20 protein-coding genes are annotated in these 19,081 nt (G+C 67.0%); 13 read left to right on the top strand and 7 right to left on the bottom strand.

The window, feature by feature from the left end; genetic code table 11:
* The first annotated feature begins 32 nt into the window (after positions 1-32).
* Positions 33-728 (top strand): helix-turn-helix domain-containing protein, encoded by a 696-nt coding sequence (locus C0V74_RS11550; RefSeq protein ID WP_246844873.1) that lies wholly within the window; start codon positions 33-35, stop codon positions 726-728.
* On the opposite strand, the gene C0V74_RS11545 is transcribed toward C0V74_RS11550, so the two are convergent.
* The gene (locus tag C0V74_RS11545) at positions 725-1,576 is read right to left on the bottom strand and encodes an oxygenase MpaB family protein (protein WP_210413414.1); all 852 of its coding nucleotides are present in this window, start codon (positions 1,574-1,576) and stop codon (positions 725-727) included. The genes C0V74_RS11550 and C0V74_RS11545 overlap by 4 nt on opposite strands.
* 72 nt (positions 1,577-1,648) lie before the next feature.
* On the opposite strand from C0V74_RS11545, the gene cobS reads away from it, so the two are divergent.
* Together cobS and C0V74_RS11535 are read left to right on the top strand one after the other, a co-directional pair.
* On the top strand, positions 1,649-2,638 hold the full coding sequence (gene cobS, locus C0V74_RS11540; RefSeq protein ID WP_143251869.1) for a cobaltochelatase subunit CobS: 990 nt from the start codon (positions 1,649-1,651) through the stop codon (positions 2,636-2,638).
* 41 nt (positions 2,639-2,679) lie between these two features.
* Complete coding sequence (locus C0V74_RS11535; RefSeq protein ID WP_143251868.1) at positions 2,680-4,815, top strand: transglycosylase domain-containing protein; 2,136 nt, start codon at positions 2,680-2,682, stop codon at positions 4,813-4,815.
* On the opposite strand, the gene C0V74_RS11530 is transcribed toward C0V74_RS11535, so the two are convergent.
* From C0V74_RS11530 to C0V74_RS11510, 5 genes are all read right to left on the bottom strand, one after another.
* Positions 4,812-5,213 carry a PaaI family thioesterase gene (locus C0V74_RS11530; RefSeq protein WP_143251867.1) on the bottom strand — a complete coding sequence of 134 codons (402 nt, stop codon included), beginning with the start codon at positions 5,211-5,213 and terminating at the stop codon, positions 4,812-4,814. The genes C0V74_RS11535 and C0V74_RS11530 overlap by 4 nt on opposite strands.
* Positions 5,210-5,650, bottom strand: coding sequence for a PaaI family thioesterase (locus C0V74_RS11525; protein WP_131624998.1), 441 nt, complete (start codon positions 5,648-5,650; stop codon positions 5,210-5,212). The genes C0V74_RS11530 and C0V74_RS11525 overlap by 4 nt, the downstream gene beginning before the upstream one ends.
* A 125-nt stretch (positions 5,651-5,775) precedes the next feature.
* Entirely contained in the window at positions 5,776-5,997 is a 222-nt protein-coding gene (locus tag C0V74_RS11520; RefSeq protein WP_143251866.1) for a hypothetical protein, read from the bottom strand.
* 278 nt (positions 5,998-6,275) lie between these two features.
* A complete protein-coding gene (locus C0V74_RS11515; RefSeq protein ID WP_143251865.1) occupies positions 6,276-7,955 on the bottom strand; it encodes an amidohydrolase in 1,680 nt (559 codons plus the stop codon).
* A 9-nt stretch (positions 7,956-7,964) separates the two neighbouring features.
* Entirely contained in the window at positions 7,965-8,555 is a 591-nt protein-coding gene (locus tag C0V74_RS11510; RefSeq protein ID WP_143251864.1) for a J domain-containing protein, read from the bottom strand.
* Positions 8,556-8,608: 53 nt separating this feature from the next.
* On the opposite strand from C0V74_RS11510, the gene C0V74_RS11505 reads away from it, so the two are divergent.
* The 5 genes from C0V74_RS11505 to C0V74_RS11485 are packed head-to-tail and all read left to right on the top strand — an operon-like array spanning position 8,609 to position 11,920.
* Positions 8,609-8,887: a BolA family protein gene (locus C0V74_RS11505; protein WP_143251863.1), complete on the top strand. Its 279-nt coding sequence runs from the start codon at positions 8,609-8,611 to the stop codon at positions 8,885-8,887.
* Positions 8,884-9,336 (top strand): NUDIX domain-containing protein, encoded by a 453-nt coding sequence (locus C0V74_RS11500; RefSeq protein ID WP_143251862.1) that lies wholly within the window; start codon positions 8,884-8,886, stop codon positions 9,334-9,336. The genes C0V74_RS11505 and C0V74_RS11500 overlap by 4 nt, the downstream gene beginning before the upstream one ends.
* Positions 9,333-10,217 (top strand): pirin family protein, encoded by an 885-nt coding sequence (locus tag C0V74_RS11495; protein ID WP_143251861.1) that lies wholly within the window; start codon positions 9,333-9,335, stop codon positions 10,215-10,217. Before C0V74_RS11500 ends, C0V74_RS11495 begins: the two co-directional genes overlap by 4 nt.
* Positions 10,214-11,026 (top strand): SDR family NAD(P)-dependent oxidoreductase, encoded by an 813-nt coding sequence (locus tag C0V74_RS11490; protein WP_143251860.1) that lies wholly within the window; start codon positions 10,214-10,216, stop codon positions 11,024-11,026. The genes C0V74_RS11495 and C0V74_RS11490 overlap by 4 nt, the downstream gene beginning before the upstream one ends.
* Before the next feature lie 3 nt (positions 11,027-11,029).
* Positions 11,030-11,920: an alpha/beta hydrolase gene (locus C0V74_RS11485; RefSeq protein ID WP_143251859.1), complete on the top strand. Its 891-nt coding sequence runs from the start codon at positions 11,030-11,032 to the stop codon at positions 11,918-11,920.
* Between the two features lie 371 nt (positions 11,921-12,291).
* Here C0V74_RS11485 and C0V74_RS11480 read toward each other — a convergent pair whose 3' ends face one another.
* Positions 12,292-13,434 (bottom strand): DUF2332 domain-containing protein, encoded by a 1,143-nt coding sequence (locus tag C0V74_RS11480; RefSeq protein WP_143251858.1) that lies wholly within the window; start codon positions 13,432-13,434, stop codon positions 12,292-12,294.
* Between the two features lie 44 nt (positions 13,435-13,478).
* Here C0V74_RS11480 and hisG point away from each other — a divergent pair, with 44 nt between their 5' ends.
* From hisG to C0V74_RS11455, 5 genes are all read left to right on the top strand, one after another.
* On the top strand, positions 13,479-14,135 hold the full coding sequence (hisG, locus tag C0V74_RS11475; RefSeq protein WP_143251857.1) for an ATP phosphoribosyltransferase: 657 nt from the start codon (positions 13,479-13,481) through the stop codon (positions 14,133-14,135).
* Positions 14,132-15,421: a histidinol dehydrogenase gene (gene hisD / locus C0V74_RS11470; RefSeq protein ID WP_143251856.1), complete on the top strand. Its 1,290-nt coding sequence runs from the start codon at positions 14,132-14,134 to the stop codon at positions 15,419-15,421. Before hisG ends, hisD begins: the two co-directional genes overlap by 4 nt.
* Positions 15,418-15,873 (top strand): transcription antitermination factor NusB, encoded by a 456-nt coding sequence (nusB, locus tag C0V74_RS11465; RefSeq protein WP_143251855.1) that lies wholly within the window; start codon positions 15,418-15,420, stop codon positions 15,871-15,873. Before hisD ends, nusB begins: the two co-directional genes overlap by 4 nt.
* Positions 15,870-16,742, top strand: coding sequence for a thiamine-phosphate kinase (thiL, locus tag C0V74_RS11460; RefSeq protein ID WP_246845010.1), 873 nt, complete (start codon positions 15,870-15,872; stop codon positions 16,740-16,742). Before nusB ends, thiL begins: the two co-directional genes overlap by 4 nt.
* A gap of 117 nt (positions 16,743-16,859) precedes the next feature.
* Positions 16,860-19,016 (top strand): sodium-translocating pyrophosphatase, encoded by a 2,157-nt coding sequence (locus tag C0V74_RS11455; protein WP_143251853.1) that lies wholly within the window; start codon positions 16,860-16,862, stop codon positions 19,014-19,016.
* Positions 19,017-19,081 lie beyond the last annotated feature (65 nt).

Here is a 19,081-nt window from a genome sequence, read left to right as displayed (position 1 = left end):
CTTCTTGATCCTAGAAGTTACTAATTGCAACTGTGGAGTTACCAAAGGAAACTGACGCGGAGAAAGGCGCTCATGGCCGCTGGTATGGTGATGCCTGCGGAACGGCGTTCGCGATGGAGTTGGTGGGCGAACGCTGGTCACTGCTGGTGGTGCGCGAACTGATGCTGGGCGGGCGGCGGTTTTCCGATATTCGCGCCGCCCTGCCCGGTATCAGCGCAAAGGTTCTCACCGAGCGGGTGGCTTCGCTGGAAGAGGCGGGCGTGCTCGTCCGCCGGCAGTTACCGCCGCCGGGCAAGGCGCAAGTTTATGAACTGACCCAGTGGGGATATGCCGCCGAACCACTGTTGCAGGAGTTGGGGCGATGGGCCGCACAATCGAGCGCGCACGACCCCACCTTGCCCCTGTCACCGGTGTCGTTGATGCTGGCGATGCGGACCATGGTGGACAAGCGACGGGTCGGCTCCGTGAAGGGCACCATCGGCTTTGCGATCGGGGAAGAGACGTTTCTTGCCGAGCCGGATCACGGGACCCTGCCGATTCGGCGGGGAAACCTGGACTCAGCGCACGCCGTGTTCACCGCGCCAGCGGCGCCGGTGATGGCCGCCGGCCTCTATGCCGGTGTGCCGTGGGCGGATCTTGAGCGGGATGCCGGCCTGGTGATCAGCGGGAACCGCGCGCTTGCCCTGCAATACGCGGCGTTGTTTTCGCTGCCGCCGAAAATCGCCTAGCGCTGGCGAAACGCCCACCGCAGCGTTTCAGACATCGTTCGCGTCGCCAGACGGGCCGGCAGCGCTGTGACCGCTGGCCGGGGCAAGGCGAGCATCGTTCGCGCGTAAGATGGCAGCAAATCAACCGCAGCAGTCCCGAGAGTCCGCTGCACCGCCACCGGCGCGCCCTTCGGCCGCTGGCTGAGAACCAGGCGCGCGACCTCGCGGGAGGCGTCGCTGGCGGCGAGATCGGATCGCAATTCGGCGATGAGCGCCTCGGCTTCGGCTCGGCTCTCAGGCACCGGGTCGGCACCGAGCGCCCGGGCCACCACGGCGAACTGGCGGAAGTACTCATCCTGCTCGCCGCGCGGCATCGCCGGGTTCACGTATGCCAGATACGCCTCCAGGAAGCTGGTCGCCTCTGCCACGTGCACCCAGGCCTGCGTGCGCGGAGCGGTCGCTGAGTACGCCTCCCCGGTGGGGAGCGTACCGCTGACGCGTTGATGGATGCGGTTGACCCGGCCGATCGCCGCCATCGCATCATCGCGGTGGGCGAAGGTCGTCACCGCGATGAACCGCGCGGTCCGCCGCAGGCGGCCGTGCATATCGGCGCGGAAATCGGAATGATCGAGCACGCCCTGCAATGCGTGCGGATGGAGCATCTGCAACAGCAGTGAACGGATGCCGCCGACCAGCATCGACACCACGCCGGAATGGACTATCCGGATCGGCGAATCGCGTTCGAACAAGGCGTGCTCGCTAATCGACACCGGCTGCTGGCCGGACGCCGCATCGTTGAACACCGCGCGCACCTGGCCCACCAGGCGGCGGCGGATCAGGTCGGACGGGGTCGGCAGCATCGCTGGCATATATCGGGGCGCGATAAGTTGCTCGCAAGGACGCTTGCGAGGCTTGCCCCCCGCGTATAGGCACCGCCGGCGATGAACGACATGACCGACGGCCTCGATACCGCCCAGCGAACCCTCCTCGCCGCTCCCGACACCGAGGTCGATGCGCGAGAGGTCTTCGGCCTGGACATCGATTGGAAAATCCCCGCGTTTTCCAAGGCGGATGCGCGGGTCCCCGACATCGACGACAGCTATGTGTTCGATCCCGATACCACGCTCGCCATCCTGGCCGGGTTCGCGCACGACCGGCGGGTGATGGTCCAGGGCTATCACGGGACCGGCAAGTCCACTCATATCGAACAGGTCGCCGCGCGGCTTAATTGGCCTTGCATCCGCATCAACCTGGATGCGCACATCAGCCGCATCGATCTCGTCGGGCGCGATGCGATCGTGCTGCGCGACGGATTGCAGGTGACCGAATTCCGCGAAGGCCTGCTGCCTTGGGCGCTGCAACACCCCGTCGCGCTGGTGTTCGACGAATACGACGCCGGGCGGCCCGACGTGATGTTCGTGATCCAACGTGTTCTGGAACAGCAAGGCAAGCTGACGTTGCTGGACCAGAACCGCGTTATCCGTCCCGATCCCCACTTCCGCCTGTTCGCCACCGCCAACACCGTTGGCCTGGGCGACACCAGCGGGCTGTATCATGGCACCCAGGCGATCAACCAAGGCCAGATGGACCGCTGGAACCTGGTCGTCGCGCTCAATTACCTGCCGGCCAAGACAGAACAGGCGATCGTTGCGGCAAAGAGCCCCAGCACCGATGCCAAGGTGATCGCCGACATGGTGAAGGTCGCTGACATGACCCGCCAAGGCTTCATCGGCGGCGACATCTCCACGGTGATGAGCCCCCGCACGGTAATTACGTGGGCGCAGAACGCCGCGATCTTCAGGGACGTCGGGTTCGCGTTCCGCCTGACCTTCCTCAACAAGTGCGATGAGGCCGAGCGAGTCCTGGTGGCCGAATATTACCAGCGGGTGTTTGGCGTCGATCTGCCCGAAAGCGTCGTCGGCAAGAACTGACGGCGCTTGATGCGCTGTGTTGAAGTGGTAATACACTGCTGATGGCGTTTTTCAGGTCGCGTCCCAAGCCCGCCCCCGAGCCGGCGCCTCACGCCGGCTATTTCGCCCTGCACGAGGCGTATGGCGACGACACGCCGGTAAGCGACAAGTTCGACGATTGGGACCGGCGACTTGGCACCACTAAGCCGGACACCGCTCACCGGCTGTGGTTCGGGCGCCGGCGCAGTTGGTGGATCGTCCGCGCCATTGCCGCGCTCATCGCGCTGTTCATCGTGATCGTCGCTTGGCTGGCCGTGACCGCCCCCCTGTCCAAGTCGCTGCAGCCGATTGCCCCGCCGGAACTGACGCTGCTCGCCAACGACGGGACGCCGATCGCGCGCAACGGCGCGGTGATCGGCAAGCCGGTCGAGGTGGCCCAACTACCCGATCACGTGGTCGAGGCGTTCATGGCGATCGAGGACCGGCGGTTCTACAGCCACTGGGGGATCGATCCGCGCGGCATGGCCCGCGCGGCGTGGACCGGATACGGCGGCGGCAGCACGATCACGCAGCAGCTCGCCAAATTCACCTTCCTGACGCCCGAACAGACACTGACCCGAAAGGCGCGCGAGATGCTGATCGCCTTCTGGCTGGAAGCATGGCTGACGAAGGACGAGATCCTCGAACGGTATCTATCGAACGCGTATTTCGGTGACAACGTCTACGGCCTGCGGGCGGCGTCGCTGCATTACTTTTATCGCCAGCCAGAGCGGCTGAAGCCGGATCAGGCCGCGATGCTGGCAGGACTCGTTCAGGCGCCTTCGCGCTATGCTCCGACCAAGCACTATGAACGCGCGGCCAGGCGGATGAAGCTCGTCGTCGGCTCGATGGAGGATGCCGGCTACATCACCGCGGCCGAAGCGCGCGCCATGCGCCCGCCCAGGCTCGACGTGCGGCCGAACAAGGCGCTGCCCACAGGCACTTATTTCGCTGACTGGGCGCTGCCGCAGGGCCGGCAACTTGCCGAGGCCGGTTACGGCGGACAGACCCTTACCACGACCCTCGATTCGCGGCTGCAGGCGATCGCGCGCCGTGCGACCCAGCGGGTGCCTGGCAAGGCGCAAGTCGCACTCGTCGCCATGCGCCCGAACGGCGAGGTCGTGGCGATGATCGGCGGCAAGGACTACGCTCGCTCCCCCTTCAACCGAGCGACACAGGCGCGGCGGCAGCCCGGGTCCACCTTCAAGCTGTTCGTGTGGCTCGCCGCCCTGCGAAGCGGGATGTCGCCCGATGACATGATCGACAATCGCGAGATCACCACCGGCAGCTATCGCCCGAAGAATGCCGGGGGCAATTATTCGGCGTCCATTACGCTTGAGGACGCTTTTGCCCGCTCCAGTAACGTGGCGGCCGTGCGTTTGCTGAAGACCGTCGGCAGCGAAAACGTCATCGCCACGGCCCGCGACCTAGGCGTTCAGGCGCCGCTCGCACAGGGCGACCCCAGCCTGGCGCTCGGAACTTCGACAATGACCTTGCTGGAACTGACGAGCGCATATGCCGGGGTCGCGGCGAACCAGTTTCCAGTCCGGCCGCATGCCTTCGCCACGCCCAAACAGGGCTGGCTTGCCAAAGCGTGGGAGTGGAGCAGGCACGAGAGCCTGTCCGGCCGCACGCACCGCGATATCGAACAGATGATGCGCGCGGCGGTCAGCCGCGGAACCGGCCGCGCCGCCGCGCTGTCGGTGCCCGCGTTCGGCAAGACCGGCACCAGCCAGGATTACCGCGATGCGTTGTTCGTGGGTTACGCCGGCGACCTGGTGGTCGGCGTGTGGGTCGGGAACGATGACAACACCCCCTTGAACGGAGTGACCGGTGGCAGCATCCCGGCGCGAATCTGGCGCGATTTCATGGCTCAGGCGCTCGGCAAATCAGCGCCCCGCCCCGCGCCCGCGCCGGGCGCGAGCGAAGATCCCGGCACTCCGGTTGAACCGATGGACGTGCCCGGGCCCGACGCGATACCGACTGCCGAGTTCCCGATCGATGACCGCTCCCGCGTGCGGATCGGCGGCGAAGGGGTCACCGTCACCACCGATATCGAAGGACTTCCGGTCGACGTGCGGCTGGACCGTGACGGGCTGCGGGTGCAGCCGGCGCCCACCCCTACACCCAGCGCTCCACCCGCCCCCGGCGGTCCCTAGCGCGTCTCTTCCGCCATCAGGATGTTCATGACGGCGCTGGCGATCGGCTTGGCCGGATTATCCTGCCATGCCTCGACCGCAATGTTCGCGTTGCGCCGGCCAAGCCGGACGATCCGCCCACGCGCATAACTCGCCTGAGTGCGCGCGGTTGACAGGTATTGCACCGTGACATTGATCGGCTTGAGCAGTGGATCGCGCCCCCTCGCGGCCAGTTCCGCCTGGAGGGCGGCATAGCCTGCGGTTTCGAGCAGGCCCGCGATCGCCCCGCCGTGCCAGGCACCCGGCCGGCCTTCCAGATCGTGGCTGAACGCCTGCACCAACGTCGGCGCGCCAGCGGAGCCCCCTTCGGCCTCGGCTATACCAAGCGCGCGAGCATAGGCGGTGAGACGGACCGTCACCGCATGCGCGCCGGATCAAGCGCCATGAACACGCCGGATACATCCGCCACGGGATCGGCTGCATCGCCGTCATGCGCGGTGCCGCGGACAAATGCGGCCGAGCGAGTGCTGCGGTAGCACGTGACGCGTCCAATGACTGACGCCCGCTCCCGCGCGGGCCGGATGTAGTCCACCCGCAGATCGAGCGTAGCAACCGGACGGAACGTTCCATTAGCGGCCCAGATGGACATCCCGGCGGCCATGTCCATCAAGCTGACAATCGGACCTGAGGCGAGCACCGGCCGCCGCTCATCGCCGACTAGATCGGCGCGCCAGGGAAGTTCGAGCTCCACCCAGTCGGCCCCGTGATCGCGATACTTGAGGCCCAGCCAACCCGGATGCGCGCGCGTCAGGACCCACTTCGACAGCACTTCAGCGTTAAAGGGTCCCTCGAACATGGTCATCTGCAGGGCACGTGCCGATAGCCTAGCGACCTGGCAAGCGGAAGGCGGTTGCCACCCCTCACGCGCGCAAAAAAAACGGGGCCCGAAAGCCCCGTTTTCCTAACAAGTCGACTGAAAGCTTAGGCGCTGACAGAGTCGTCGTCGTCACCGGTCGCGATCACGATCGCGGCGATGATGGCGGCGAGCGCCAGCAGGCCGATGATCAGCGCGCTCGACGAGCCGCCGATTTCGCTGCCTTCAACAGTCGGTGCTGCGGCGCGCTGCGGAGCGGCCTGAGCGGCGACCGGAGCCGCCATGAGAGTTGCTGCTGCAGCGGCAGTAGCCAGTTTGCTGATCTTCATATGATATCTCCTCGAAGTCTTGGTATTCTATGGTCAGTCCCGACCGCCCCTAGATGAGGTCGGCGATTCAGGCAACCCCGGTTGTTGCGCAATTTTGCGAAAATTACAGTCGCTTGGTTCAATTTCATGCCGTTGCTGCAATTGCGCAACGGTACGCCTTTCGGCTCCACCAAGCCGCACCACCAACCTTCCAGAAGCCAGCCTGTTCCCGTCGCGTTGACGGATCAGTGACCTTGCGGAGCGGAGCGTGGGTTGGCACCAAGTGAGTTACGATGAGGTTAACGTCCCTCTTGGCGTTCTCCAGCCTTGTCGCCAGCGACATAGACCCGTTCTCCGCCAACCCACGTTTGCAGGACCTTTGCCGCCCGTAGATCCTGGGGGGTGGCCAGCATCGGATCGCGGTCGATGATCACGAAATCCGCTCGCAAGCCGGGCTTCAGTTCGCCAAATCGCGTTTCGCCAAAACCGGCGAACGCTCCTTGAGCGGTATAGCTGGCCAGCGCGGCTTCGCGCCTCACCGTCTCGCCCGGCATCCAGCCGCCGAACGGCTGGCCATCGGGCCCCGTCCGACTGATCGCCGCTGCCATGCCCGCGAACGGGTCCGGCGCCTCCACCGGTGCATCAGAGCCGAATGCCAGCGGTGCGCCGGCTGCATCGATCGAGCGCCAGGCGTACGTGCCCGCAAGCCGGGCGGGACCCAGCCGCGCCTCAGCCATCAGCCGGTCGGATGTCTGGTGCACTGGCTGCATCGAAGCGATCACGCCGTTCCGCCCGAACCGCGCGATGTCGGCCGGGTCCACCACCTGCACATGCTCGATCCGCCAGCGCCGATCGCCTTTGTAGGTTTCAGACAGCTCCTCGATCGCGTTCAGCGCCTCGGCGTTGCCGGCGTCACCGATCGCGTGCACCGCGACCTGGAACTGATCGAGGGCGGCGCGGCTCATCAGGTTCCTGAGCTGCGTGCCGGTCAGCAAGGGCAAACCGGTGTTCCTGGGGTCATCGGCATAAGGGGCCTTTAGCCACGCCCCGCGCGAGCCCAGCGCCCCGTCAAGGTACAGCTTCACCCCGGCCATGCGCAATTTATCGGCATAGAGCCAAGGAGTGGGCCGCGGGCCAGCGATCAGTTCCATCGCCGGAACCCCTGCGGCATAGGCCATGATCCGCACCCGGAGCCAGCCGTCGTCGCCGGCGCGGCGATAGCTCTGCCAAGCTTCGATGGTGGTCCCCATGTCTGCCGCTGCGGTGATCCCCCGGGACAGCAGTATCTGTTGCGCCTTCGCCAAGGCCACATCGTAGTCGTCAGGCCGCGGCGCGGGCATGGCGCGTTCGGCCAGTTGCATCGCGTTATCGACCAGCACGCCCGCCGGCGCGCGCGATCCGGCGAGCCGCTCGATCCGGCCGCCGGCGGGATCGGCGGTCTGCGCGCTGATCCCTGCGGCCGCGAGAGCGGCGCTGTTCGCCCATTGAGCATGGCCATCGACCCGCGCGAGCAGCACGGGGCGGTCCGACACGGCAGCGTCGAGGTCGGCGGCGGTGGGGAAGCGGCCCAGCCCCCAGGTCTCCTGGTTCCACCCCCGGCCGATGATCCACTTGCGGTCGGGATGCGCCGCGGCATACTCGCGGATCCTGGCCAGCGCCTCTGCCAGCGAACGGGTTTGCGTCAGGTCCAGCGTCAGGGCGCCGAACCCCAGTTCCATCATGTGGAGATGCGAATCGACCAGGCCTGGTATGACCACCGCTCCCTGCGCGTCGATCCCGTACTTGGCGCGCGGACGCTTGTCCTTGCGGTCCAGCAGCTGCTTCACCCGGCCATCGTCATCGATCCAGATGCCGGTGAAGCGGGTGACTTTTCCCTCGCGATCGATGGACATGCCCTGGACATTGTCCACCAGCGTATCCGCATGGGCGGGCACCGCCGTGGCGGCGAGGACAAGGGCGGCGAAGCGGATGAATTTCATCCCGCCCGGTTAGGCGAGCGCGGCGCTCTTCTTCAAGAGCTGATACGCTTCCACCACGCTGGTCAGCCGCACTTCATGCCGCCGGTCGCCGCCATTCCGGTCAGGGTGGTAGCGGCGGACCAGTTCGCTGTAGCGCCGCCGCAGTCCGGCCCGATCGACGCCCGGCGCCAGTTCCAGCGTGTCGAGCGCCGCGCGCTCGTCACGCGTGAAGCGCGATGTGGCTGCTTCCCTTCGCGCGCGTTGCCGAACGTCATGTGCCCGCGCGCCAATTGCGTCCAGCGGATCGTCGAAGTCCGCCCACCGCGGAGTGCCGTCGACACCGGCATCGGCCCGGAACGCGCGGGTGGTGCTGGAATTCGCCCAACCCGCCGCCGGATGCTGCGCGGCGACGATCTCGTCCGCGCTCATCCCGGCGAACCAGTTATAGCTCGAGTTGAACAGGCGCACGTGATCGAGGCAGAACCAGCGCCACTGCCCCGGCCCGTCGAACCCCGCCCCGCGGTTGCCGGGCGCGCGGAATTCTCCCGGTTCCTCGCATCCGACCGCCTCACACTCGCGATCGTCCGCTTCGACCCGGCCATGGAATCTGGACTGCTTCACCGGCCAAGGATGGGAATGGACAAGCCGCATGTGAACCCCCAAACCTGCTCCCCATGAGCACGCCGCTACAACTGGAAATGGAAACTCTCCTGCGGGAAGCGTTCGCGCCGCTGCACCTTGAGGTCATCAACGACAGCGCTAAGCATCGCGGACACAGCGGCGATGATGGAAGCGGCGAATCGCACTTTACCGTCGCGATCGAGAGCGCGGCTTTCGCCGGCAAGTCGCGACTGGAGCGGCAGCGGATGGTGAACCGTGCCCTCGGCGACATTCCCGGCAACCGCGTGCACGCGTTGGCGATCCGCGCCTTTGCCCCCGGCACCCGGCAATGACGACCGCAACCACGGCAAGGCGCGTTCGCCGGGCGGCGCGGCTGCTGGTGACCGACGACGCCGGCCGGGTCCTGCTGTTTCGCTTCACCTTCGGCGGCCGCTCCCCATTCTGGGCCACGCCCGGCGGCGAATGCGACCCCGGCGAAAGTTTCGCAGCCGCCGCACGGCGCGAGCTGCTGGAGGAGACCGGGCTGGCGTGCGACCCCGGGCCTGCCATCGCGGAGCGGGGCAACGAGTTCGTCACCGCCGAGGGCGAGCCGGTCACCGCTGACGAGCGATACTTCCGCGTCCGGGTGCCGACCTGCGACATCCGTACCGACGGTCATACCGAGCTCGAACGCCAGATCATGCTGGATCACCGCTGGTTCACCCGCGCCGAATTGGCCGGGTGGCACGAAAGGATCTTTCCCCCCGAAATCCTGACCCTGCTGGAGCGAGCCGAAGCATGAGCGTGATCGACACCATTCAACCGGTCACGCACGACCTGGGACAATTTCAGGTCCGCCGCGCACTTCCCAGCCGCGGACGGACGATGGTGGGTCCGTTCATCTTCGTGGATGAATTCGGTCCCGCAACGCTCGATATCGGGGCCGGGATGGACGTCCGCCCGCATCCGCACATCAACCTGGCCACGGTCACCTGGCTGTTCGAAGGGGCGATCGATCACCGCGACAGCCTGGGCACATACGCGACGATCCGTCCGGGTCAGGTCAACCTGATGACCGCGGGCAGCGGTATCGTGCATTCGGAACGCAGCCCGCAGGAGGAGCGTGACCGGGGCGCCAAACTCTTTGGCATGCAGACCTGGCTGGCGCTTCCCGATGACGCACAAGAGGTGCAACCTGCCTTCGAGGCGCAGATCGGATTGCCGATTGTGGAAGATTCCGGCGCCCACGCAACTGTGATCATGGGCGAACTGTGGGGAACCCGCGCCCCGACCACGACTCACGCCGAAACGATTTACGCAGAGATCAACCTGGCTGCCGGGGGCACGCTGCCGATCGATGCCGAGGCCGATGAGCGGGCGGTGATGCTGGTCGGCGGCACGGCGTCGATCGATGGCCACCCCCTCGATCCATACGTGCTGACGGTGCTGGCACCGGGCGCGGCGATGCGGCTGGCATCGGATGGCGGCGGGCGGGTGATGCTGCTGGGCGGCGAGGCGTTCCAGACCAAGCGGCACGTGTGGTGGAACTTCGTCAGTTCCAGCCGCGAGCGGATCAACCAGGCAAAGGACGACTGGCGCGCCGGGCGTTTCCCGCTGGTGCCGGGCGACACGGACGAGTTCATTCCCATTCCCGATCAACCCAACACAGTGAGCTATCCATGAGCATGGCAGGACAAGTCGCCTGGATTACCGGCGCATCGAGCGGCATCGGCGCGGCGCTGGCACGCGGCTGGGCGAAGCGCGGCGGGCACGTGATCCTGTCGGGCCGGGACGAGGCCCGGCTGGGCGAGGTCGCCGGTTCGTTGAACGGTGAGTCGCTGATCCTCCCGTTCGACGTGCGCGACGAGGCGGCGCTCGCGGAGGCGGCCGGAAAGGCGCTGGCGTGGAAAGGCGCGGTCGATCTGGCGGTGGCCAACGCTGGCATTTCCCAGCGGTCGGCCGCGGTCGAAACCGACATGCGGGTCTACCGCGAGATCATCGAGGTCGATCTTCTCGCCCAGATCGCCTTTGCCCAAGGGCTGATCGGCCCGATGAGCGAACGGGGCAGCGGTCGGCTAGCCTTCATCTCCTCGATCGCCGGCAAGGTCGGCGTGCCGATGCGCACGGCATATTCCGCCGCCAAGTTCGGACTGGCGGGCTATGCCGACGCCTTGCGCGGGGAGCTGTCGCAAAGCGGCGTCGCGGTGCACGTGATCTACCCCGGATCGATCCGCACCGATGTCAGCCGCAACGCGCTGACCGCGGACGGAAGCGTGCGCGGCAAAAGCGACAAGGCGATCGACGAGGGGATCGACCCCGATGCCGCCGCCGCCGAAATGCTTGACGCGATCGCCGCCGGCGCCCGCGAGATCATCGTGGCCGAAGGCGCGGAAAAGGCGATGGGCGAAGCGCGGCGCACGCCTGATGCGCTGTTCGACCAAGTCGCGGCGATGGTCGCCGCCGGGTACATGCAGCGCCTGAAGGGAGAATAGCGCATGAACCGGGTGACGCTCGCCAATGGCATCGCGCTCGATGTGGTGGACGAAGGGCCGACCGATGCGCCGGCGCTGATCTTCCTCCATGGCTTTCCCGAAAGCCACCGCACCTGGCGGCACCAGGTGGCGCACTTTTCCGACCGCTACCGCTGCATCGCGCCCGACCAGCGCGGCTACCGCGGTTCGTCGAAGCCGCCAGAGGTGAGCGACTACACGCCGGACAAGCTGATCGGCGACGTGTTCCAGCTGGCCGACGCGCTCGACATCGACACCTTCACGATCCTGGGCCACGACTGGGGCGGCGCGATTGCCTGGGGCACCGCGATTTCAGGCCAGATGAACGGCCGGGTAACCCGCGCGATCATCGCCAACGCGCCGCATCCGGCGATTTTCCAGAAACTGCTCTACACCAATCCGCACCAGCGCGAATCCAGCCAGTACATGCGCGGGTTCCGCGACCCCAAGAACGATGCGCTGGTCCGCGAGTTCGGCCTTGCCGGCATCCTGCTGCAGGAGATCAAGTGGGACAGCGGCGACGTGATGGAACCTGAAGAGCGCGCCGCGCTGCTGCAGGACTGGCAGGATCGCGACTCCGCGTTCGCGATGCTCAACTGGTACCGCGCGTCGCCCATCGACGTGCCCCCGATGGACGCGCCGTTCGAGGTGCCTGCCGGCTGGACTCCGCCGGCGCTCCCCAACCTGTCGATCCCTACGCTGGTGATCTGGGGGATGGACGACCTAGCCCTGCCGCCCGAGAACCTGGAGGGCCTGGACGCGATCATCGACCACCTGACGCTGGTAGAGGTGCCCGGCAGCGGCCACTTCGTGCCGTGGGAAGCGCCGGATGCGGTGAACGTGGCGATTGCGGATTTTCTGTCAAGGACCGGCTAAGCGAGAAAACAGGCGCCCGCTTTGCGCTTCTTGAGCGGATGACCTGAATGTCCGATATTGGGTGGAAAGCGGACATGCGGCCTAATTCACCGATTGTGCGGCCATACCCGTGTAAATCCCAGCCAGTCTGACAACAGTGTGGTCACAGGGAGCCAAACCACCAAGGCAATGGCAAGCACTACTAAAGCTCCCGGGAACCCTGCGAAGCCTGCCCCCAACAGGGCTATGACCCAATAGGCAAACGAGGCTAGCGCCCAAAGAACGACCGCAAGGAACTTAAGCACTGGCGCAAACATCGACGGGGTTGCTTTCCGCTAGGTGACTTATCGCGGTGCATGGATAATGGACCGGCGAATGTCCGCAATGGGTCGCTAGCGGACGGGCAGCTTTGGGGTCGGCGCCTGCCGAAGCGGACTTGGCTCAGGCTTCCACCTGATCCACGCCCCATGCGGGTGCGCCTCGGCGAGTAGCTGCCCCTCCTCGCCGCCCGGCCAATAGCGAACCATCAGCTCGTGCCGGTGCGTGTCGCGGTTCGCCTCCAGCGCGACCCAAGCGAGCGGGCGGTCCGCCGTGGCCGCGGCGCCGGCGGCCTCCATTGCCGCAGTGACGCGCGCCTGTTGATCCTTGGGCACATATTGCCAGACGATCGAATGCATCAGCATCCGGGTGGTGCCCGGTTCCTGCGGGCGCGCCAGTTCCGCCTCGACGAAGTCGGCGGCGTTCATGCGCACCAGGTCAGGCGCTTTGGCGCGCGCCGCCCCGATCGCCGCGTCCATCCGCTCGAACCGCACGCCGTGTTCGGGCCAGATATACCCCTTCAACCGCAGCGCCTGCGCCGGGTCGGTCAGGTCGACCGGAGCGACATCGCAGCCTTTCAGGCTGGTGATGGCGACCGGGTGGTCAGGCGGCGGGTTGCCCTGCCAATCGGGCGCGAACGCCAACACCGGATCGGACGGGCCGGCCTTCACCCCTCCCAGATCATAGGCATAACGGTCGATCATCAGATTGATCCCGGCGCTCGAACCGATTTCAAGGCACTGAAACCGCGCAGGCAGGCCCTGTTCCGCGAGCCACAGCACCGCGGCGATGAAGCTCGACGAGCGCCCTGCCTCGTTCGTTTGCGGCGGGCCATCGAGCGAAGGCAGCAGCCGATCTTCGTGCGCGGCGATCACCTGGCGCACAATCGCCGCATCGTCGGCATCCTCCCCGCGATAGATCGCGCCCAGGGCCGGCGCGTCGCCCGACAGGAACAGCGCGTGCAATCCGCCCGCGATCCGCAGCGGCAGCGCATCGGCGAGCGGCGCGCCCTCCCACCCGCGGATGCGGTCGAGCAGCACGCCCGGGGTCTGATCGTCCAGCAAATCGCCCACCGCTGCCACCACCCGCGCGGTGATCGGCGCGTCCGCCGCGGTGCAGTACGCGACCTGGTTGGAAAACGCGGTCGCCACGGTGCCGGCCCCTTTCGCATCGAGGTCGATCCGCTGATACTGCGGCTTCTCGCCATGTTCGGCCATGTTCGCGTTGCCCTTCCCCGCCGGTTTGCCCTAAGCGCCCCGCGATGGCCCCGCCCCTGTCCAAGACCGCGCTGACGTTCGCCGTCCCCAAGGGGCGCATCCTCGACGAGGCGCTGCCACTGATGGCGCGCGCCGGAGTGGTGCCCGAAGCAGGCTTTCACGACAAGGCCGACCGTCGCCTGGCGTTCGGGTGCGAAGACCGGGATTTTCGCGTGATCCGCGTGCGCGCGTTCGATGTCGCGACGTTCGTTGCCCATGGAGCGGCGCAGGCCGGCATCGTCGGCTCCGACGTGATCGAGGAGTTCGACTATTCGGACCTTTACGCGCCGGTCGACCTGGGCATCGGCAAGTGCCGGCTCTCGGTGGCCGAGCCGGCCGGCGGCGGCGCCTCGATCGACGGGGCCAGTCACGTGCGGGTGGCGACCAAGTACCCCGGCCTCACCCGCCGCCATTTCGAAGCGCACGGCATTCAGGCGGAATGCGTGAAGCTCAACGGCGCGATGGAGATCGCCCCGGCGCTCGGGCTTGCCGGGCGCATCGTCGACCTCGTCGAAAGCGGGCGCACGCTGGTGGAGAACGGCCTGGTGGAAACCGCCACGATCATGGAGGTGAGCGCGCGGCTGATCGTTAACCGCGCCGCGCTCAAGACAGACCCGCGGGTCTTCGCGCTGGTGGAGCGGTTCCGGGAGTTCGCGGCTTGAAACGGCTGCGGATCACCGACAAGGACTTCGACGCCCGGTTCCGCCGGATCGTCGATGACCGGCGCGAAAGCGGCGGCGACGTGGGGGCTGACGTCGCGGCGATCATCGCCCGCGTGCGGGCGAAAGGCGACGCCGCGCTGGCCGAATACACCCATCGCTTCGATGACCACCAACTGACCGACGAGGGTGACTGGCGGATCGACCTTGCCGATTGCCGCGCGGCGTTCGACGCGCTCGACCCCGCATTGCGCGATGCGCTGACGCTGGCGGCGGAGCGCATCCGCGCATTTCACGAGACCCAGCGCCCGGCCGACCGCGACCAAACCGATAGCGCCGGCGTCCGCCTGGGCGCAAAGTGGCGCCCGGTCGACGCCGCGGGACTGTATGTCCCGGGTGGGCGCGCGGCCTATCCCTCGTCGCTGCTGATGAATGCGATCCCCGCCAAGGTCGCCGGCGTGGAGCGTCTGGTGGTGGTCACGCCCACGCCCGGCGGCACGGCTAACCCGCTGGTGCTGGCCGCCGCGCACCTTGCCGGGGTGGACGAGATCTGGCGCGTCGGGGGCGCGCAGGCGGTCGCCGCGCTCGCCTATGGCACCCACCGGATCAAGCGGGTGGACGTGATCACCGGCCCCGGCAACGCCTGGGTGGCGGAGGCCAAGCGCCAGCTCTTCGGCGTGGTGGGCATCGACATGGTGGCGGGCCCCAGCGAAATCCTGGTGATCGCCGACAACCGCAACGATCCCGACTGGATCGCCGCCGACCTCCTCGGCCAGGCCGAACACGATCCCGATGCGCAGTCGATCCTGATTACCGATGACGAGCACTTCGCCGACCAGGTGGCCGACCGGATCGACGTTCAGTGCGCCATGCTGTCCACCCGCCGCACCGCGCAGACGAGCTGGGACGATCACGGCGTCATCATCGTGGTCGAACAGCTGGAGCAGGCGATCGAACTCGCCAACGCGCTCGCTGCCGAGCACGTCGAACTGGCGGTGGACGATCCCGAGCCGTTCCTTGGCGCCATCCGCAATGCCGGTAGCGTGTTCATGGGCCGCATGGCGCCCGAGGCGGTGGGTGATTACGTCGCCGGCCCCAATCACGTCCTGCCCACGGGCCGCCGCGCGCGGTTCGCCAGCGGGCTGTCGGTGCTCGACTTCATGAAGCGCACCAGCTTCATCGAACTCGGCGCGGACGCGCTTCGCAACATCGGCCCCGCCGCGGCCGCCCTGGCGCACGCCGAAGGGCTCCCGGCGCATGCCGCATCCATCGAGGTCCGCCTGAAATGAACCAGAACCCGCGCTCCCAGGCGCGTTCCGCCGCCCGCCTGGCCGCCGTCCAGGCGCTGTACCAGCACCATTTGGAAAGCACCCCCACCGCCCGACTGCTCGACGAGTTCCACCAGCACCGCCTGGGCATGAGCGATGACGAGGACGACGCCGAATTCGCCGATGCCGAGGTGGCGTTCTTCGACGACCTGGTGCGCGGCGCGATCGCTCGCGCCGAGGAAATCGACGATCTGCTGGCCGCCAAGCTGGCGGAAGGCTGGACGCTCAAGCGCCTCGACAAGACGATGCTGCAGATCCTGCGTGCCGGCGCCTACGAGCTGCTCGCCCGGCCGGATGTGCCGGTCGGCGCGGCGATCAGCGAATGGGTCGATGTGGCCAAGGCGTTCTTCGACGATCGCGAGGCGAAGTTCGTCAACGGCGTGCTCGATGCCGTCGCCAAGGACGCGCGCTGAGCCGCGAGGCTTCCTTCATCGCAGCGCTCCGCGGATTGGCGGACACACCCGCCGCGCGCGGCCTGGCCGATGATGCAGCGGTGATCGAAATCGGCGGCGAAGCGCTGGTCCTGACGCACGATGCCATGGTCGAAGGGGTCCACTGGCTACCCGGACAGGACTTGGCAGACGTCGCGTGGAAGCTGGTCGCGGTCAACCTGTCCGACCTCGCCGCAAAAGGCGCGGAGCCCATCGGGGTATTGCTCGGCTTCATGCTGGGCGCTGAGGACGAGCGGTTCGTCACCGGCCTTGGCGAGGTGCTGCAGGAGTACCGGGTACCGCTGCTTGGCGGAGATACCGTCGCGGGCGGGCCGCCGCGCACCTTTGGGCTGACCGCGGTCGGCCGTGCCACCCACCGTCCGGTGCCCGACCGTCGCGGTGCGCGCGCGGGCGACACGCTGTGGCTCACCGGACCGGTCGGCGCGGCGATGCTGGGGTTCGAGGCGCTGCGCGACGGCACCGCCGCCGACAGCGCCGCGTTCCGCCGCCCGCGCCCCCTGCTGTCAGAGGGACGGGCGCTCGCACCGCTGGTGAGTGCAATGATGGACGTGTCCGACGGGTTACTGCTCGATGCCCGGCGCATGGCAGACGCGAGCGGCGTGACGCTGGCGATCGACACGGCTGCGGTGCCGATCAGCGCGCCCGAGGACCGCCGCGCCGAAGCGCTGCGCTGGGGGGACGATTACCAGTTGCTGTTCACCTTGCCGGTCCACTGGAAACCGCCGATCCCGGCGCACCAGATTGGCGAAGCACGCCCCTTCGCAGGCTCGTCGCTGCTGATCAACGGGACCGCGCCCGCGCCAGACGACTCGCTGGGTTATCAGCACTGAGCGTGCGCCCCGGCGCTGCGCGCGTTTGGCTCTTGCGCACCCGAATCGCTTGCCTATACCTCGACGCCTCTAGCCGCTCGGGAGAAGCGGTTTTCCACTAAGCAGGAGGGGACTTACGTGGACCTTGTACTGATATCGATAATACTCGGGTTGCTGGCGATCGTGTACGGCTTCGTCACCAGCCGCCAAGTGCTCAGCTCCAGCGCCGGCAACGCCCGGATGCAGGAAATCGCCGCCGCAATCCAGGAAGGCGCGCAGGCCTACCTGCGGCGCCAGTACACCACCATCGCGGTGGTCGGCGTGGTTGTCGCGGTGCTCGTCGCCGTGTTTCTCGGGCCGATCTCGGCCACCGGCTTCGTGCTCGGCGCGATCCTGTCGGGCGTGGCCGGCTTCATCGGCATGAACATCTCGGTCCGCGCCAACGTTCGCACCGCGCAGGCGGCGAGCGAAGGGCTGCAACAGGGTCTGACGCTAGCATTCCGCGCCGGCGCGATCACCGGAATGCTGGTGGCGGGCTTGGCGCTGCTGGCCATCGCAGGCTTCTTCTACGTCCTTACCGGGCCGATGAACCTTGCCCCCAATGACCGCACCGTGATCGACGCGCTGGTTGCGCTGGCGTTCGGCGCCTCGCTGATCTCGATCTTCGCGCGCCTGGGCGGCGGTATCTTCACCAAGGCGGCCGACGTCGGCGCTGATCTCGTCGGCAAGGTCGAGGCTGGCATTCCCGAGGATGATCCGCGCAATCCGGCGGTGATTGCCGATAACGTGGGCGACAATGTCGGCGATTGTGCCGGCATGGCCGCCGACCTGTTCGAAACCTATGTCGTGACCGTGGGCGCGACGATGGTGCTGACTGCGCTGCTGATGAAGGGCCTCGGCGATCTGCTGATGCCGATGATGAGCCTGCCGCTGCTGATTGGCGGCGCCTGCATCGTCACCTCGATCATCGGCACCTATTTCGTGCGTCTGGGTGGCGGCAAAAACGTCATGGGCGCGATGTACAAGGGCTTCCTGGTCACCGCGATCCTGTCGATCCCGCTGATCTGGCTGGCCATCGACTATGCCGTTGGCCTCGGCACCACCATCGGCGCCAATCCGGAAGGCGTCGGCATCGGCGATCCGCTGGCGACCGAAGGCCTGTCCGAACAGGTCGTGTCGTTCACCGGCATGGACCTGTTCTGGTGTTCGCTGCTCGGCCTGGTCATCACCGGACTGATCATCTGGATCACCGAGTATTACACCGGCACCAATTATCGCCCGGTGCGCTCGATCGCCAAGTCGTCGGAAACCGGCCATGGCACCAACGTGATCCAGGGCCTCGCCATCAGCATGGAAGCGACCGCGCTGCCGACGCTGGTGATCGTGGCGGGCATCGTCATCGCCTACCAGCTCGCGGGCCTGATCGGCATCGCTTACGCGGCGACCGCGATGCTGGCGCTGGCCGGCATGGTGGTGGCACTCGACGCGTACGGCCCTGTCACCGACAACGCCGGCGGCATCGCCGAAATGGCGGGCCTCGACGACAGCGTGCGCGAGAAGACCGACCTGCTCGACGCGGTGGGCAACACCACCAAGGCAGTGACCAAGGGTTACGCGATCGGATCGGCGGGCCTCGCTGCGCTGGTCCTATTCGCCGCCTACACCGCCGACCTCGCCGAGTACTTCCCCGGCGCGGACGTCGATTTCAGCCTTGAAAACCCGTATGTGATCGTCGGGCTGCTGCTCGGCGCACTGCTGCCCTACCTGTTCGGATCGATGGGCATGACCGCCGTCGGCCGCGCGGCAGGCGACGTGGTGAAGGATGTGCGCGAACAGTTCGCGGGCGATCCGGGCATCATGGCCGGCACCTCCAAGCCCAACTACGCCCGCACGGTCGACCTCGTGACCAAGGCGGCGATCAAGGAAATGATCATCCCGTCGCTGCTCCCGGTGCTCGCACCCCTCGTAGTGTACTTCGCGATCACCGCGATCGCTGGGCAGGAGAACGGCTTTGCCGCACTGGGCGCGCTGCTACTCGGCGTGATCGTCAGCGGGCTGTTCGTGGCGCTGTCCATGACCGCCGGCGGCGGGGCGTGGGACAATGCCAAGAAGTACATCGAGGACGGCCATCACGGCGGCAAGGGCTCCGAAGCCCACAAAGCCGCGGTGACCGGCGACACCGTCGGCGATCCCTACAAGGATACCGCCGGCCCGGCGGTGAACCCGATGATCAAGATCACCAACATCGTCGCGCTGCTGTTGCTCGCGGCGCTGGCCGCCCAGGCTGGTGTCTAAGCGGGCGGGAGCCTGATCGACCACCTACACCTTAACCGGTGGCCAGAACCCCGCCCCGTTTCGAT

Origin of the sequence: Altererythrobacter sp. TH136, assembly GCF_007065885.1 — a bacterium.
Classification (GTDB): Bacteria; Pseudomonadota; Alphaproteobacteria; order Sphingomonadales; family Sphingomonadaceae; genus Tsuneonella.
Note: the sequence above shows the minus strand (reverse complement) of the source record. Positions and strands in the feature narration are given on the sequence as shown.

Bases quoted from the DNA above. Each gene is read 5' to 3' on its own strand.
- C0V74_RS11545 (WP_210413414.1), bottom strand. From the start codon at position 1,576: ATGCCAGCGATGCTGCCGACCCCGTCCGACCTGATCCGCCGCCGCCTG.
- cobS (WP_143251869.1), top strand. From the start codon at position 1,649: ATGAACGACATGACCGACGGCCTCGATACCGCCCAGCGAACCCTCCTC.
- C0V74_RS11535 (WP_143251868.1), top strand. From the start codon at position 2,680: ATGGCGTTTTTCAGGTCGCGTCCCAAGCCCGCCCCCGAGCCGGCGCCT.
- C0V74_RS11525 (WP_131624998.1), bottom strand. From the start codon at position 5,650: ATGTTCGAGGGACCCTTTAACGCTGAAGTGCTGTCGAAGTGGGTCCTG.
- C0V74_RS11520 (WP_143251866.1), bottom strand. From the start codon at position 5,997: ATGAAGATCAGCAAACTGGCTACTGCCGCTGCAGCAGCAACTCTCATG.
- C0V74_RS11515 (WP_143251865.1), bottom strand. From the start codon at position 7,955: ATGAAATTCATCCGCTTCGCCGCCCTTGTCCTCGCCGCCACGGCGGTG.
- C0V74_RS11505 (WP_143251863.1), top strand. From the start codon at position 8,609: ATGAGCACGCCGCTACAACTGGAAATGGAAACTCTCCTGCGGGAAGCG.
- C0V74_RS11500 (WP_143251862.1), top strand. From the start codon at position 8,884: ATGACGACCGCAACCACGGCAAGGCGCGTTCGCCGGGCGGCGCGGCTG.
- C0V74_RS11495 (WP_143251861.1), top strand. From the start codon at position 9,333: ATGAGCGTGATCGACACCATTCAACCGGTCACGCACGACCTGGGACAA.
- C0V74_RS11490 (WP_143251860.1), top strand. From the start codon at position 10,214: ATGAGCATGGCAGGACAAGTCGCCTGGATTACCGGCGCATCGAGCGGC.
- C0V74_RS11485 (WP_143251859.1), top strand. From the start codon at position 11,030: ATGAACCGGGTGACGCTCGCCAATGGCATCGCGCTCGATGTGGTGGAC.
- C0V74_RS11480 (WP_143251858.1), bottom strand. From the start codon at position 13,434: ATGGCCGAACATGGCGAGAAGCCGCAGTATCAGCGGATCGACCTCGAT.
- hisG (WP_143251857.1), top strand. From the start codon at position 13,479: ATGGCCCCGCCCCTGTCCAAGACCGCGCTGACGTTCGCCGTCCCCAAG.
- nusB (WP_143251855.1), top strand. From the start codon at position 15,418: ATGAACCAGAACCCGCGCTCCCAGGCGCGTTCCGCCGCCCGCCTGGCC.